The 17,099-nt window shown below is 37.9% G+C and carries 9 protein-coding genes; 4 read left to right on the forward strand and 5 right to left on the reverse strand.

Going from position 1 to position 17,099, the window contains the following annotated elements:
* From U6A24_RS08500 to U6A24_RS08510, 3 genes are all read right to left on the reverse strand, one after another.
* Entirely contained in the window at positions 1–5,613 is a 5,613-nt protein-coding gene (locus U6A24_RS08500; RefSeq protein ID WP_324179521.1) for a DUF6443 domain-containing protein, read from the reverse strand.
* A gap of 15 nt (positions 5,614–5,628) precedes the next feature.
* Positions 5,629–9,195, reverse strand: a complete 3,567-nt coding sequence (locus U6A24_RS08505) for an RHS repeat domain-containing protein (RefSeq protein ID WP_324179522.1) — start codon at positions 9,193–9,195, stop codon at positions 5,629–5,631.
* Positions 9,196–9,847: 652 nt separating this feature from the next.
* A complete protein-coding gene (locus tag U6A24_RS08510) occupies positions 9,848–11,332 on the reverse strand; it encodes a hypothetical protein (RefSeq protein ID WP_324179523.1) in 1,485 nt (494 codons plus the stop codon).
* Positions 11,333–11,487: 155 nt separating this feature from the next.
* Here U6A24_RS08510 and yiaA point away from each other — a divergent pair, with 155 nt between their 5' ends.
* The 4 genes from yiaA (at position 11,488) to U6A24_RS08530 (ending at position 14,365) form a co-directional block, all read left to right on the forward strand.
* Positions 11,488–11,961 (forward strand): inner membrane protein YiaA, encoded by a 474-nt coding sequence (gene yiaA / locus U6A24_RS08515; RefSeq protein ID WP_324179524.1) that lies wholly within the window; start codon positions 11,488–11,490, stop codon positions 11,959–11,961.
* A gap of 141 nt (positions 11,962–12,102) precedes the next feature.
* Positions 12,103–13,404 carry a DUF2157 domain-containing protein gene (locus U6A24_RS08520; protein WP_324179525.1) on the forward strand — a complete coding sequence of 434 codons (1,302 nt, stop codon included), beginning with the start codon at positions 12,103–12,105 and terminating at the stop codon, positions 13,402–13,404.
* Entirely contained in the window at positions 13,401–13,952 is a 552-nt protein-coding gene (locus U6A24_RS08525; protein ID WP_324179526.1) for a GDYXXLXY domain-containing protein, read from the forward strand. Before U6A24_RS08520 ends, U6A24_RS08525 begins: the two co-directional genes overlap by 4 nt.
* Positions 13,953–14,020: 68 nt before the next feature.
* A complete protein-coding gene (locus tag U6A24_RS08530; RefSeq protein ID WP_324179527.1) occupies positions 14,021–14,365 on the forward strand; it encodes a DUF6515 family protein in 345 nt (114 codons plus the stop codon).
* 69 nt (positions 14,366–14,434) lie between these two features.
* On the opposite strand, the gene U6A24_RS08535 is transcribed toward U6A24_RS08530, so the two are convergent.
* Together U6A24_RS08535 and lysS are read right to left on the reverse strand one after the other, a co-directional pair.
* Positions 14,435–15,040 carry an SPOR domain-containing protein gene (locus U6A24_RS08535; RefSeq protein ID WP_324179528.1) on the reverse strand — a complete coding sequence of 202 codons (606 nt, stop codon included), beginning with the start codon at positions 15,038–15,040 and terminating at the stop codon, positions 14,435–14,437.
* Between the two features lie 357 nt (positions 15,041–15,397).
* On the reverse strand, positions 15,398–17,089 hold the full coding sequence (gene lysS / locus U6A24_RS08540) for a lysine--tRNA ligase (RefSeq protein WP_324179529.1): 1,692 nt from the start codon (positions 17,087–17,089) through the stop codon (positions 15,398–15,400).
* Positions 17,090–17,099: the final 10 nt, after the last annotated feature.

Raw genomic sequence — 17,099 nt, forward strand, 5'->3', positions numbered from 1 at the left:
TTAGAACTTATAATTTTTTAGACCTCTTTTTACAGTAACTCCATTTGAAGGAGAGTTTTTAGGTAACCCTATTTTAGTTGTACTTTTAGTATCTGGAAAATATATTAAATAAGGCAACGAACTACCATTTCTCCTCAAAAAGCTACGACCTACATACTTATCTCCAAAAAGACTTTCGCTTCTATCTTTTGCCGTTGGTTGATTTGGATGTGAGTGTAATAAGCCAAGAGGGTTTCCTATTTTGGAGTTTTGTATACCAGGCGATAAGTCATTCTTATGATAAGTACCTATTTGATAATTAATCCCTAAGCCTTCGTATTCAATTTTTCCAACACTCCATTCTACATTTGAGTTATCTGCTGCAAATTTGAATACCTTGAATACATCATTTTTATTTTTCTCATCTGTTACAGCAATATCTACGTCTACTTCCTCTGTAGCATCATTTCCTACTGCCCAAGTTTCGGTTCTTGTATTATCAGATAATTGAGATAAAATACTACTTCCATCTTCTTCTTTATTAACAGTTACAGAGCCCCTGCTTTCATCTACTACGGTTTCTCCATTCTCGTTAGTATTAACAGCATATAAGGTATCGGTAGTATCATCTGTTTCTTGTAATAAAGTAATATTTCCTTGACGATCTATCCCATAATCATCTAATAGACCACTTGGGTCAACTCTTATAATAGGATTGTTTTGAACAAAGTTGTAAGGAGTTAACCAATTTCTTTCTTCTGCAAGTGGATCAATAGAAATAAACCTACCTATAGCAGGATCATATTGTCTCCAATCCATCTCATACAAGTTTAAATCTAAACTTTCTTCCAATTCAACTCCCTGAAACTTATATGGATGCTCCCTACCAACAATAGTATTGTTGTATCCTCGATGTTCAAGTCCAAAGGGATAATAATTCTTTTCCTGTACAATCTCATCCTGGGTAATGGTACCATCTTTATTGGCATCCTTGTAAGATAACCTAATATTATCCAGGTGATCTTTAAATTGATACACATACTTATACCCATCAGCTTCTTTTTCTACAATCCCCTCACTATGGTTAAAGAACTCCAGATTCCCATTTTTATAAACATAATTACCCGCATACTCAGTGATTAAAGAACTTCCCTCTGTTACGATCTTTGATAGCTTCGTTCCAGTGGCGTCGTAAATATAAGAAATAGTTCCTGTACCCTCGCTATTACTTATCGAAACTGTTTCAGGCAGGTTCAAATGGTTATAGGTAATGCCAGAGATGCCTTTGTTTTGATCCAGGATCATGTTGCCGTTGGCATCGTAGTCGTAGTCATCGTTGGTTTTGTTTACATCATTAAATCCTTGAGCAGCTGTGGTGCCATCGGTTACCGATAGTAACTTGTTGCTAGTGGCTGCATATTCATAGGTAAGCATATCCATACTTCCAAAAGAAGAGGCTCCCAAATGACCTACTCTATCCAGCGATAAGATGTTCCCCATTTTATCATAGGTGATATTGGATACATCAAAATTACCGCTATGGCTATTGGCTGTGGTTAATCGGTTTAAAGCATCAAAATCGTATGCATACCACCGTGTAGTATTATCGATAGTAGTCTTCCACTCCGTTTCAGAAATATTTCCACTAAACAAAGGTACAGCACCGTGTGTTGGATTATTATAGGCAATCTTAAAATCAAAAATATCATTATCGTTTTTGGCATCGTCATTAATCTTTTGTAACCACCCACGCACATTATAGGTATAATCTACTTCTTGCAAGCCACCACCTACTTTTTTAGTCACCAGTTGCCCAAGCTCGTCATAACTATTTTCGGCTATCACTTCTTCCTGGCCATTTATGATTTGCGTTTGCTTGATAACTCTACCCATATGATCATATTCAAATACATCTTCGGTAATAATTGCAGCGTTGTTTCCTTTTTTATGGGTCACTTTGGTCTTCTCTATTTTTCCGACAAAATCAAGCTTAGTTGCTACCACATCGGTAGTATTTAGATACTCATTCCTACTGGCTGCATACAGCTGCCTTGCTTTGTTATCAAAGTAACTTACGCTAGTGGTCCAATACGAAGTATTCAAGGTCTTTACTTTGGTTCCTGTAATAAGTGACTTCGTTTGATTTGATACAGGTACCCCATATACGGTATTAGGATTGTCAAAGAAAGTATCTTCACTGGCTAAAAAGTCATAATCATCATAATACGTAATACTTAATACTTCAGCGTTCTGTGTATTCGGGTAACCGCCATTATCATAATACATCGTTACTCCGCCTACCATCACAGCGTTACTGCTTTCTACCCATAACGAAGTAGTTAACGCGTTTACTTCATCTTGTATCGCACTATGGTCACGATCGTCTGCTATGATCCCTGTATATGCTACACGCCCAAAAGCATCATATTTGGTAAATAACCATTCATCAGAAGATTTACCAGAGTTCTCTTTTCGCTGGTTAGCATCTTGAGTCATCACTATCTGATTTAGTTTATTGTAAATGATATACTCCCAACCTTTACCGGGGATCTTTTTTTCGATCAGTCGGTTACGATAATCGTATTTGTATTGGTAGCACAGCTCGGCAAGCTCGATAGCAGAAACCCCATCGGATACATCTACTTTGGGAGGGATCACATAAGTAAGGTTCCCATAATCATCATAGACATAATAAGTATCATGATTTCCATCGTCATTACCTGTAGCATTACTACTTCCAGCGGCATTATAAGTTCTTTTCAGGATCACACGTCCTAACTTGTCTTTGTACTCCCTGGTGGTATGATTGTTGCCATCGTTCTCGGTCCAGTTTTCATCTTTGGTAATGGTTACCTGTAACTCATTGGCTGCATAAAAACCATGTTGTGATACTGTTGGTTTTTCGGTGTTGTTGTTAGTAAAGGCCACCTCAAAACGCACGACTTCATTGGCTGTGTTAGTATCCCAATCAAACTTGATGGTGTGATCTGCATTGCTATTGGGATCGGCTTTCCAATCCTTTCCTGGGGCGCCTTGCTCAAGTACCCGATTAAGCGGTGAGGCTTCGAATACACTTTCACTATAGGCATTTACTTGTGCTGGATCGGTGATACCATTAAAGTCAGCCGCATAGGTGTTGAGATAATGACTATTAATATCGTTGGTAATATTCACAGCCTTAAACGCCCCATTCCCTTCATGGGTAAAAGGTAGGTGTTCTTTGGCTTGTCGTCCCAGGGCATCGTACTGGATATGCGTGATGATATCGTGAGCATCAGGAGAAGCTTTGATCGCTACTTGTTGTTTGGGTCTTCCCAGTCCGTCGTAATAGGCCACACTTTCAATAACATCTTTGTTAAAGGTCACCTGGTTGGCAGCAGTTACCGCGGTTTGATATACCTTGGTATAGACATAGTTTTCGTTGCTTAAGATCACTGGTTGATAAGGGCGATAACGACATCCGTTATACGGTCCTGACTCGTTTGGACATTGATCCTGATTGTTTCCAAGAACATATCCAGCCGGAGCTTCACACTGTGTTTTTACTGTATTTGGATCTCCAAAACTATCGTTATCCGTATCGGCATACCATTTGGTGTTTGGGTGTATTGCACCATTACTATCATTACAATCACCCAAAGGTTTTGCCGTGAGGCTATATCCTGATCCAGGATTTCCACATTGTGTTTTGGTAGTACTTGCAAACCCGTCTCCATCACTATCTTTGTGCCAAACCGTATTGGGATGAATCGCAGCATTATTATCATTACAATCCCCCAAAGGTTTTACCGTGAGGCTATACCCTGATCCAGGATTTCCACATTGTGTTTTGGTAGTACTGGCAAAGCCATCCCCATCTCCATCTTTATACCAGGTAGGTGGTGAAGTGATCGAATAATTAACTGTAGTTACTGGACTCCAACATCCGGTAACACTACTTTTGTTTCGTAAATAATAAACACTACCACTAGTAAGCGTAATAGATGCATTGGCATTGGCAGTACTAGTTCCTGTAGGGCTACTTTGCCAATAGGTTGTTACCTCTAGTGGAACAAGTGTAGCTTTGGTAAGTACTGTATTTCCACAATTATAGGCGATACCTGGCTGTTGTGGGGCGGGAGGCAGTTCTTCTATATCATAATTTACAGTTCTTGCGTTTCCCCAACATCCGTTGCTATTGTTTCTTGCTCTCAAATAATAGGTACTACCACTGGTTCTGGTAATGGAAGTATTAGAATTTGCAGTGCTGGTTCCTGTAGCATTGCTTTGCCAGTACCAGGTAACTCCACTAGGGGGATTGTTACGGGTCAATACACTTTTTCCACATTGATTGGATACCGAAACACCGGAAGGAGTGGCAGGTAAAGGTTTAATATTGTAATCCACGGCTCTAGCGGGACCCCAGCAACGTGTTGTATTGTTTCTTCCCCGCAAGTAATATCGACTTCCGCTAGTTACGGTAAAAGTGGCAGCGGATCTAGTTGAATTTCGTATTGTTCCGTTCACGCTATTTTGCCAATACCAGGTTACTCCGCTAGGCGGATTGCCACGGGTCAATACACTTTTTCCACATTGATTGGATACAGAAACTGCTAGTGCTGGCATTTCTGGTACTGATTTAATACTATAATTCACCGTTCTGGCGGTACTCCAACATCCGGTACTGGTATTTCTAGCTCTCAGGTAATAACGACTACCACTGGTTCGGGTCAATGAAGGTACTGTACTTGCAAAGGAAGTATCTGTTCCTGAAGCACTGCTTTGCCAATGCCAGGAGATTCCATTAGGAGCATTGCCTCTGGTAAGTACTGATTTTCCACAAGAATTAGATACCGAAGGTGCAGCAGGCATAGTGGGTACCGCCTTAATACTATAGTTTACGGTTTTAATGCTGCTCCAGCATCCCGAGGTATTGTGTCTTGCTCTGAGGTAATATTGACTTCCACTAGTTCGATTAATCGTTTTAGAAGCATTTGAAGTACTGGTGCCACTTGAGCTGCTTTGCCAGTACCAGGTCACTCCGCTAGGCGGATTACCTCTGGTAAGTACCGCTCTTCCACATTGATTGGATACAGAAGCCGAAGGAGGCCCAGGAACTGCTTTGATACTGTAGTTTGCTTTTCTAGCGGGACCCCAACATCGAGTGCTATTGTCTCTAGCTCGAAGATAGTAACTACTACCACTGGTTCGTGTAATGGAAGTGCTGTAATATGAGGTGCTTGTTCCCGAGGCACTGCTTTGCCAGTACCAGGTAATGCCACCAGGGGGATTACCGCGGGTTAAGACGCTTTTTCCGCACTGGTTAGATACTGATATGGTGGCAGGAATACCAGGTAGAGGGTCTTCATCGATTTGAAGATCACAATCATTATCTTTTCCATCACATCGCTCTGGAGCTCCGGGGTGAATGGTACCATCGGTATCATTACAATCCCATTCATCACTATTTCGTCTTTTTATATATCCTGTAGGACGGGTAGGTGAACATATGACATAGAAGGGATGTCCATAACCATCTCCATCGGCATCACGATACCAGAGTTCATCTTCACAATCACTTGAAAATTGACCATAGCTTAAGCTTGGAAGGCACAGTAGCCATCCCAGTATAATGTATATATATGTATGTTTCATCTTTGTAGTGGTGGATTAGTTTTTGTAGTGATATTTATTTTCAGAAACCAGGTGACCTTGAGCATCTTTAACATGGTGCAAGCGACCCAAATCGTCATAGGTATAATACATAGTATACCCTCTTGGATCAGTCATACTGGTTACTCCTACCTGTGGGTCATAGGTATAGGTAGTGATCATGGTGTTTTCAAAATATACATGTTCCCGAAGCTGTTTTAATTTACCGAGTAGCTGCGTTTCTTTAGCTAGATCGGTGTCATTATCGGACGCTGTGATGGCTTCATCAATTAGGGTCTGCACTTCGACCGGAATATCGGTGTAGCTACTATTTTCAATTTTGGCTATGGGGTATTGCCCATCATATCCCCAGATATACATACTATGCACTCCGTCTTGAGCAAAGGCCTCTAAAAGATTTCCTTTGGTGTCGTAGTTCTCATAGATCAACCTGCTTTCTAGCTCGTCATCTTCTTTGGCCGTTTGGATAGTTTTGGGTTGAATAAATCCATTGTTCCAAATTTTGAAATTGCGTCGCAACGTTGTTTGTGATCCATTGTTGGTGGTAACCGTTTGTATCGGTTCCGCAATACGAGGATTAGAACCATTTCTTTTAAGCTCCTGGATTGCTGTATAGGTTTCATTTTCCAAAGCTTGTCCTAAGCTGGTGGTTACGGTTACATCCTCAGGATAAAAAGTTTGGGTCTCTACATGGTTTCCTTTACTGTCTGTAATTAAGATTCGAGTGAGTAATCTGTGTCCAAGATTATCGTAGTGATATGCTGTTTTGGTGACTAGAGAATCTGTACCATAAAACTGTTTGGTAATGGTACTGTCGTTTTTGATCCAATGGTTGGTGAAACTGTATTTTAGTGGTTGGAATTTAGAGACAGGACCCGGTTTACAATATATACCTTGAGCTCCAAAACAAGACTCCCCCAGAGGAGACATCGCCAGGTATTCTAATTGTTCCATATTTGGATCCTGTGGACTTTGCGAAATCTTTGCGAATTGACGCTTGGATTCATAATTATCTAGAGTGAAACCAACACGTTTATTCCCAAGATACACATCATCATAATGGTGTATGGTGTGTTGAAGCAATGATTTATCAGCCTTATACACACTTTGTGATTTTACCTGGCCATTTAGAAAATGCTTTACAGGATACGGGCGACGGTAACTTGCTTCAATTCGGTTATGGAAATTAAAAACCGTAAAGCTATCATCTTCTAAAACTTCAGATACGGTACTGTAGGTTACTACATTGTTTACCGGTGCATTTAGATTTGATGAGTATCGATTAAGCATGGTGCAGGTTTCTGTTGTGGCACCTAGACCTGATCCAGCAACGGTTTCTTGTTGTCGAAAATCATGAAAACTGGCAGACTGATGCACCAAAGCTGTAGATTCTGGTTGCTCTCTTTTATAGTGATCATAGATATATCGTTTTGAAGTGGTTTGGGTTCCATCATTGTCATAATCTCTCACTGTTTTGACACGTAATCCTCCAATCTGGGGTGTTACAGTGATAGTCTTAGATTTTTCTATAGTAACTGAAACAGAATTTCCCTCGATGATACTGGCCAAAAACACTCGATAATCTTTTCCGGTTTGTAAGGTAGCAGTAAAGGTTTTGGTATAATTAACTCCAAAGGCTTCTTCCCATAATGGGATAGTAGTATTGTTCATCACCTCGCAATACTGTCTTGGAGGCGTGTCATTATCACAAACGCGGTTAATAATTCCAGAGCCTGGAGGAAATTCTACATCCCTGCAAGTACCATCCCCATCATATGATTGATAAATCGCTAAATGTGTGAAATTACCTGATGTAGTGGCATTTCCGGTTTGTGTAGATCTTAAAGTGATTTTATAGGTTCCATCTTCATCAACGGTAAAAAAACGGCTGACTGCCTTTGGTGCAGCTCCAGCATCATCACAATCCAGGTAGTTATAAGTGTCATTGGGGTCAATCCCTCCTGTAAGACTAGCAATAGATTGATCATAGGTGTTTTCTTGTGTTATGGGTTTCAGTTTATGTAATTCGTACTCAAATGATGTCGAACCTCTGGTTGGATACGTAATCTTTTGTAAAACTCCTTTTTGAGTATAAGATAAGACCGGCTCTCTATTGGCACCACTAAATAGTGTCGAGCCGTCATTGTATTTTGGAATTAAAGTACTGTTACTTTCACCATTATAATACCCCCAATAATCCTGGGCCAATGATAAACGACTAGGTAAGCTACCCGCATTGTAATCAAAATCATAGGTTTGTATGGCGTTGGCGTTTGAAGTTGGTGTGATAACATCGTTAGTACTGGCATACCCTTCGATGGTGAGTCCGTCAAGACGAAGGCGTAAGTCAAATTCGGTTGGGTTTGAAAGGTCGTCATTAAAATAGGTCGTATTAAGTGTAATCTTTTTGTTTAGTTTCAAATTGTCATCATAAATATTAATCTCTTTCAAAGATTTTTTTCCGGCAAGATCTAATCGATCGGTTGGATTGGTAGTAAATAAAAGACGTTTCTTTCCATTTACCCGAATCTCTTTTAAGTCAAATTGTTCGATTTGATAAGAAGAGTCATTAGAGATGGCTAACTGCCCTGAGCAGCTTACCTGTGAAGAGGTACTATTTAAAAAATCTGATCGAAAGGTAGTGCGACCTCCATTTTGAGGGTTATCCCAAATTTTAGCCGTGCTATATACGAACTCGATTTCTTCTTGGGTTACTGCGGTAACGATTTTACTTAAAAACCACGAAGAAGCATACACTTCTTTAAAGTTTCCTTCTACACCATTAATATGTTTGGTAGTGAAGTGATGTGTAGTTTCTCTGTTCGTGAATTCATATCGCGTACCCGTTTCTGTAATGACTGTAAAGCCTTTTAATAGTCTATTGTTGCTATTACTGTATGAAGCATGAGTGGTATTAAATTGTGGTATAATCTGGATATTGGGATTTTCCATGGATACCCCAAGATCGGTGGTGTAATCAATAAAAAAGGTGCCTGATGCTCCTGGTGCCGAAAAAGAATAATAATCGGGCTGAGTATCGTACTCATCATCTTGATATTTATCTAAAAAAACGAAGTAATCACGAATAAATCCCGGTGGATATGGACCTCCATCTACACGAGTTCCATAAGAAGCCATGGCTGCTCGAGTTTCAGAATTATAATGAGCTTTATAGGCAGCTGTTGCTGAATATCGAGCATCGGGACGCCCCATCAAATTGCGGGTTACAACACCCCCGGCTTGAAGGTTCCAACCCAAACCAACCCAAGTGGCTAGTTGTTCTACTTTTAGTCCAGAGGCATCATACGTAAGTCGTATGGGAACTGCCATTTCTTTGGTTTGTAGCGTATATAAAGGAACTTCTATAGAAGGCGTTCCAGTATACATAGATACCGGGACATTCCCGTATTTTGCAAAAGCTGCTGCTTCTGGTGAATTTGGTAATCGAGTGGCTTTAGCGATCTCCTGGTCATAATTAAACTCAGCAGATGCCCCTTGTTCCTCTTGAGAAAACGAGGTATAAAAAACCAATAAAAAGGTTAGAGAACAAATAAATTTATTCATAAGCGATGGTTGTTTTGTAGATAGTGATTCAATTTTTCCGCTGGCAAACCTATCATTATATTTACGGTTAAACAATAGGGGCAGCAGGGGGATTTTCCCCTATTTTAAAAGTTTTCGATATGCGGTTTCATAACTTGGATTAACGACACAAAAAATGTTATTTCATTAAAAAAATAGTTTACGGATTTCCTCATCTTGGTTTTTGTTTTTTTGTTTTCAAGGCAATATTAATACGTGCCAGTTTCATTTTTTGAAACTGGGATTTTTTTTTTGTTTTTTTACAATGTGACAAGGGTTTTTTTATTGGCTCCTGGAATAACCATCATCCATACACAGGCTTCCCGTAGTATAATTGCCTCTTTCCGTTATATGATTTGCTCGTCCCGTAACTTGCATACACTACAGGAAGATCTATAATATATACAGGAGTGTTTTTGTAACCTACAAGAATAGTGTTTAACCTACAGGAAAGCTGTATGTATAGTACAGGAGATCTTGTATAAATTACGGGGAAGTCTTTTTGTTATACAGAGGGGATAAAAAAATCTCGGGACCCTTATAGTGATCCCGGGATTGGTTTTACTCGATAGCTATTGTGAGTAATTATTGTATACTGTTTTTCTTCTAAGGACTGCGGACTATGGACAGTACACTATCGACCAACTAACTTCAAAGCCGTTTGATATAGATCTGTGCCATACGCTTTGGCTTTTAACCAGGCATAAAAACTCATCTCAAAAATATCTTCTTGTTCTCGGGGTGGGATAGTGAGGGTGATTTCTATTTTGTTTTTAAAAGATTGGGTGGTGACCACTTCGGGTTTACGGTAATACTCGAGTACGAGTTTTAAGAAATCCAGGGCGCGTTGTTCTCCGTGGCTTTTAAGATAGCTGCCATGTTTTTTTCTAAAGCTATTGGCACGCGATTCTACCAGATCCAGATTATCAAGCTCTATATGTAGTAGGATCTCGACCAGGTTCTTTTTGATGACCCATAGTGTGCCTGCTTTTTCGAAATACCAATGATCACTATGATAAAGGTTGTTAAGCACCCCCAAAGCTGCTTTAAACCGGGATTTCATAAAGTAAAAAACAATCAAACTTAGTTTTAGGTCCAACAAATAGGTGATTTGCTCTTTGTGACGGTCGTCGTCAAAATCTTCAAGGCTGGTAATTGCTTCATTTGCACAACCGGTATACGCAAGGTTTAAGGTGTGTAACAGGGTGTATTGTGGAAAAAACCTACGGTAATACTTGCCTTGCATCTTATCCATCTGCTGTGTCATGAGATCAAGATACTGCTGCGAGGTCTTAAAATCTTTGTTTCTAAAATAGGCATTGGCAACATAATACAAAATCTGGATATGATAAAATAGGTGCTTATCGATCAGGTCTTCTTTGTTGTCTATAAGTGTATAGGCTTCTTCTACAAAGGGGAGTATCGTAAAATAATTTCGAGTAGCCTGGGCGGCTTTGTTGGTAATATCCAGAATCTTAAACAAGGATCTAAACGTAAGGTCCTGGGTGGTCGAGATCCCAAATTTTGATAAAGCTTCCCGTATTACCGTTCCGTAATCACTTCGCTGTTTGGTAAGTTCGTTTTGTACACTGGCATAAAACAGGTTTAGGTTTTCTTCTTGCTGTATCGAATCTTTGTTGTTTTTAAAATCTGTGATAAGGTCATCGAGTACTAGTGTAGTATCCTGGTGTGCATATTGTATTTTGGTATAATAGATTTCATTAAGAATCGTAAACAAATCATAACTTTTTGCCTTATGCTCTGCTTTTTGTAAGGTTTTAAAACCAATTTTATATTGCTTTTGTTCAAAGAAAATTCTGCTAGCGAGCAGTAGTTTTAGGATTTCCATTTCTTCAGAGGTTTCGCCTTCAAAACTCTTTGAAGCTACAAAATCAATGAGGTTGTCATGCAATCTTTTGCTTAGTGCATGTAACGCGCCTTTGGCGGGTTTTCTATAGAGTTTAATGTCAAGGTCCTTTATATGTTTTGTAGTATCCAAAAGCTTAAATAACTGAATGTTTTTGGTATCGTTTCTTTTGTTTTTTTGTCGCAATAACCCAACAAAACTTCGCTTTTCTTCTTCGGATAGAGTGTTTATAATAGATGAAATAGTACTCATTATATCGTAAGTATAATATATATAAAAATACTATAAATATTAGAAATAACTGATTTTTAATATAAATATATCGTAAGTTTTTATTAAAAATTGAATTTAGTACTTCGGCAGATCATTGCACATTTGTACCGTTAAATCATCAAAATCAAATTATTATGGATTATCAATTTAGCAACGATGTATCTCTTGATACAAAAGACAAAAAAGAAAAGAAAGAACCAAAAGTATATGATCAAAAGCCAACATCGGCTTTTATATCGGCCTCGTGGTCGGCATTATTTATAGGTATGATATCGTATTGTATCGGCTTATGGAACGCCGACATGATGTTGAATGAGAAAGGATACTATTTTACAATCTTATTATTTGGATTGTTCTCTGCAGTATCGGTGCAAAAAAGTGTTAGGGATCGATTAGAAGGAATTCCTGTTACCGAAATTTATTATGGGATAAGTTGGTTTACAACACTTACTTCTATTTTACTACTTATTATCGGTTTATGGAACGCAGATCTCGACCTTAGTGAAAAAGGATTTTATGGGATGTCCTTTACGCTAAGTCTGTTTGCGGCCATTGCGGTGCAAAAAAACACCAGAGATAAAAAGTATATAGACGATAGAGGAAAGTAATCAAAAGAAGGAGCCAAATCAATTTAATAGTAACCATTAGATAGATTTGGGGGTAGGCTCCTTGTTTTGATGATTGTAGAAGACGGCTGCAGGGCTGTAGCCGTCTTTTTCATTACATTTATAACTAAACAATTTTGTGTCATGGGTTCAAAATTTAATAAAGAACTAAAGACTTTGGTTAGAGATAAAGTGATCTCACCAGAGCTTGCAGATAAAATAGAACAATATTATGCCACCAAAGATATTGGCAAGCCCAATAAACTATTTATGATCTTTGGGGTTTTTGGAGCATTATTAGTCGGGTCGGGAATTATCTTAATGTTAGCGCATAATTGGGATGATTTTTCTAGAGTAACCAAAACCATACTAGCCTTTGCGCCATTGTTAATAGGGCAGTTTTTTACTGGTTTTTCGATACTTAAAAAGAAATCGGCTACCTGGAAAGAGGCATCGGGAACCTTTTTGTTTTTTTCGGTTGGGGCCTGTATAGCATTGATCAGTCAGATCTACAATATTCCAGGTGATCTTGGAGCATATTTATTAACCTGGACTGCGCTTTGTTTTCCACTTATGTATTTATTGCGATCACATGCTGTAGCTTTATTGGTTGTGCTATTTAGTACATATTATGCTGTTGAGGTAGGATTATGGAATTATAGAAATTCGCAAACACCATGGATGTATTTAATATTCTTTTTTGGGGTGTTGCCGCACTATTTCTTTTTATTGAAAAAGAAAATTTCTAGTAATACCGTTGCTATTTTTAATTGGGTACTTCCAGCAAGTATTGTCATTGCTCTGGGAGCTTTTGTTGGTAAAAATGGCGATTTAGGTTTTGTGAAGTATATTACCTTATTTGGATTGTTATATAATATCGGGAGGCTATCCATTTTTGAAAAATTACGAACGCTTAAAAATGGATATCTAATCATTGGATCCATGGGGACCGCGGTGTCGTTGATGATATTCACTTTTAGATGGATTTGGGATGAACATTCAGATATTCTCGACTATAACGCTCAGGGGTTATATACAGCATTATTCTTATTGGTGGCTGCGATTACCGCTTTGGGATATATCTTCGGAAAAAATGGAATAAAAGGCATTAACTTGTTTCAAGTAGCATTTATGATTTTTTGGTTCGTCTTTTTCTCCTTTTCTTCTTTAGAGGTTGTGGCAGTAATACTTATGAATATGCTGGTATTTGCTTTGGGGATATCTGCGATAAAAATAGGGGCCGATAAATTTAACTTCGGCATACTTAATTATGGGTTATTGATTATTTCTATTCTAATAGTTTGCAGGTTTTTTGATACTGGGATGAGTTTTGTCCTTAGAGGAATATTGTTTGTGCTAGTGGGAGCAGGTTTTTTTGTAACAAATTATGTGATGCTCAAAAAACAACAAAAAATTAAAAAGCAACTTAAAGATTTACAGTTATGAAGATGATACACCTATTTATAGGGTTTCTATTGATCGCTTTGATTCAAATTTTTGTTCCCTCACACATGATATGGAAACAAGAAGATATATTAAAATCTGGGAACGCTTATAAGTTTAAAACGATGCCAATTGACCCAACAGATCCTTTTCGAGGAAAGTATATTACACTTAATTATGAAATGAATTCTATGACCATTACGGATACCAACCTTACATATGGAGATAAGGTTAGGGTATATATAGAAAAAGATGATAATGGTTTTGCCAAAGCAGTTAGCCTAAGCAAAAAACCTTTAGATGGTCAAAAAGATTATGTAACCGCCAAAATCACCGGTAATTATAAAGGAGTAGTAAATTTTGAATTGCCTTTTAACAGGTTTTATATGGAAGAAACCAAGGCTAAAGATGCCGAGGTAGCATACACAAAAGTAAATCGCGATAGTTTAAAACAAAATGTATATGCAATTGTTCATGTAAAAAATGGGCAAGCAGTACTTAAAGATGTGATTATCGATGGAAAACCGATTCAGGAATATGTAGAAAAATAATAAACCGCCAATTAAACCTTTTTTCGGTATTGAGGTCTTATTCATAGAGAAAGCAAAAAACTATGGATATGAAGACGATACTAAAAATAGCATTACCAATTTTATTAATTTCTTTTTTAACGACTTCTTGTGCCACAACAGTACGTGTTCGTCCTGCACGAACCATAGTGATTACAAAATTACATAACCCTACTGTTATTGTGCATAAAAGTGTTCGGTATTATAGAAGCGGTGGAGTTTGGTATGTGAAAAACAATAGAGGGTATAGAACAGTAGCAGCTCCAGTTGGGGTAAAAGTAGCAACTTTACCAAGAGGGTATAAGGTTGTGAAAGTTAAAGGAGTACGATATTACAGATGTAATGGAGTGTACTACAAAAGAGCCCGAAGGGGGTATGTTATTGTAAACGTATAGTTGGCGGTTAGTGAGTTTGTAGTGGGTAGTCGGTATTAATGAAGGGCTACCCACTAATTATTTTGTGTTTTACCAGGCTTCTTCAATTTTTAGGCGTTTCCCATTTTGATAAGAAGCTATAAAAGCATTTCTAAAGCCTAGCTTTACAAGTTCTCGGCGAAATTTCTTGGCTTCATTTAGCGTTTCAAAATTTCCTAATGCATATTTATTAAAGCCTTCACTTCTAATTTCTTTGAAATTCACAAAGTTCTCAGAGTACATGGATAGATTTTTTTCTTCAAAAGCTCCTATCTGTACGGCGTATACCAATTCATCGTTTAATGAACCAGCACTTTCTCCAGAGTCATCCGCATTGAGTTCTTGATTCATCGATAGATTCTGAATGGTTTCTTCCAATCCTGCAATTTTATTCTCCAAGATCCCTTTTTGATCATTATGCTCTTTTTGCGAAATCATATTTGAAGGAGTGCTGAAGTTCATAAAGTATATAGTGCCTGCTACACCAAGCAAGGCAACTATTCCTAATATGATGGTTGCAATCTTAAATTTTTGTGAGTTTTCCTGTTCATCTTTGATAGCTTTCTCACGCATATAATTCGAAGTACGCTTAGCTTCTTCAGCTTTTTCTATTTGATCCTTAAAATCTTGTAATTCTTCGTCTGTTATAAAAGGCATGGTTGTTAGTTTTAGAACACTCAAATATAGGAATTCTTTGAAAACTACAAGTATAACTTAATTTCTACAAAAATTCTTCAATTACGTAACATTAGAATAAGGGATTCTTAATATTGAATTGGGTATAAATAAGGCTTGTGTAATTGCAGGATAACATTAAAACAGTAGGAGTGAAGATACCTTTTACTGCTGGAAATGAAGAGTTACAATTGAACTTTATCGATACAATTGCTCAAGACAATTATACAGAAATGGCAGGAAAAACTATTTCGTAGGGTTAGAATTCTGTTTTTAAAAAAAGAGAAAACGCAACCATACCGGTTGCGTTTTTGTTTGGTATAAAGAGTTTTGACATTTTTATTCTGCCAACTCTACAATTAGGTTATCTTCTGTTTTGGTTACCTTGGTAAGCCCAAGTTTTGACAAACCTTTCATTCCTTTGTCCCAGCCTTTGTTGCTAAGTCCGGCTGCATTTTTAAGATCAGAAAGGACCATGCTTTTCTCTTTCTTTAAGATATTAAAAATGGTTTTCTCATTGTCATTAAGTTCTACCTGCTTTTTCTCTGGTCTCATTTGTGGGAAAAACAAAACTTCCTGGATAGATTGATTATTGGTCAAATACATGATCAAACGATCCATACCGATTCCCATTCCAGAGGTTGGAGGCATACCGTATTCTAATGCCCTAAGAAAATCCTGATCGATAAACATAGCTTCGTCATCACCTTTTTCTCCTAGTTTTAACTGATCTTCAAAACGTTCACGCTGGTCTATAGGGTCATTAAGCTCAGAGTATGCATTGGCAATTTCTTTACCGCAAACCATCAGTTCAAAACGCTCAGTTAATTCTGGATTATCTCTATGTTCCTTACATAAAGGACTCATTTCTTTTGGATAATCGGTAATAAAAGTGGGCTGAATATAATTTCCTTCACATTTTTCACCAAAAATCTCATCGATAAGCTTTCCTTTACCCATAGTATCATCAACTTCGACTCCCATATCTTTGGCAGCTTTTCGAATTTCATCTTCCGATTTTCCTGTAATATCAAAACCAGTAAAATGTTTGATAGAATCTGCCATAGTAACTCTAGCATATGGTGCTTTAAAATCAATTTCATGCTCGCCAAAAGTCGCCTTTGTGCTTCCATTTACTGCAATAGCACAATGCTCTAATAACTGTTCACAAAAATCCATCATCCAGTTATAATCTTTGTAGGCTACATAGATTTCCATAGCCGTAAATTCTGGATTGTGCGTACGGTCCATTCCTTCATTTCTGAAGTTTTTTGAAAACTCATAAACCCCATCAAATCCTCCTACAATTAATCTCTTCAGATACAATTCGTTTGCAATTCTCATATACAAAGGAATATCTAGCGAATTATGATGTGTGATAAACGGACGTGCCGCAGCACCACCAGGTATGGGTTGTAGTATGGGTGTTTCAACTTCAAAATATCCGCGATCGTTAAAAAACTCGCGCATTGCATTAAAAAGTTTAGTCCTTTTTATAAACACTTCCTTTACATGAGGGTTTACAACCAAATCTGCATATCGCTGACGATAACGTAACTCAGGATCATTAAACTCATCATACGTATTACCGTCTTTATCGGTCTTTGGTAAAGGCAATGGTTTTAAGGATTTGCTTAATATGGTAAAATCTTTTACCATCACAGTCTTTTCGCCTACCTGAGTGGTGAAAAGTTCTCCCTCTACACCAACGAAATCACCAATGTCAAGTAATTTTTTATAGATCTCGTTATATTTTGTTTTGTCTTCTCCAGTACAGATTTCATCACGATTAAAATATACTTGTATGCGCCCTTCGGCATCCTGTAACTCGGCAAAAGAAGCTTTTCCTTGGATTCTTCTCGACATTAATCTACCTGCAATGATCACTTTTTTACCTTCTTCAAAGCTATGTTTTATAGTTTCCGAAGTGTGATCAATAGGGTACAATGCAGCGGGATACGGATTAACACCCAGATCGCGTAGTGAGTTAAGTTTTTGTCTTCTTACAAGTTCTTGTTCTGATAATTGCATAAATCTGCCT

Origin of the sequence: Aquimarina gracilis, assembly GCF_035285365.1 — a bacterium.
Taxonomy (GTDB): Bacteria; Bacteroidota; Bacteroidia; order Flavobacteriales; family Flavobacteriaceae; genus Aquimarina; species Aquimarina gracilis.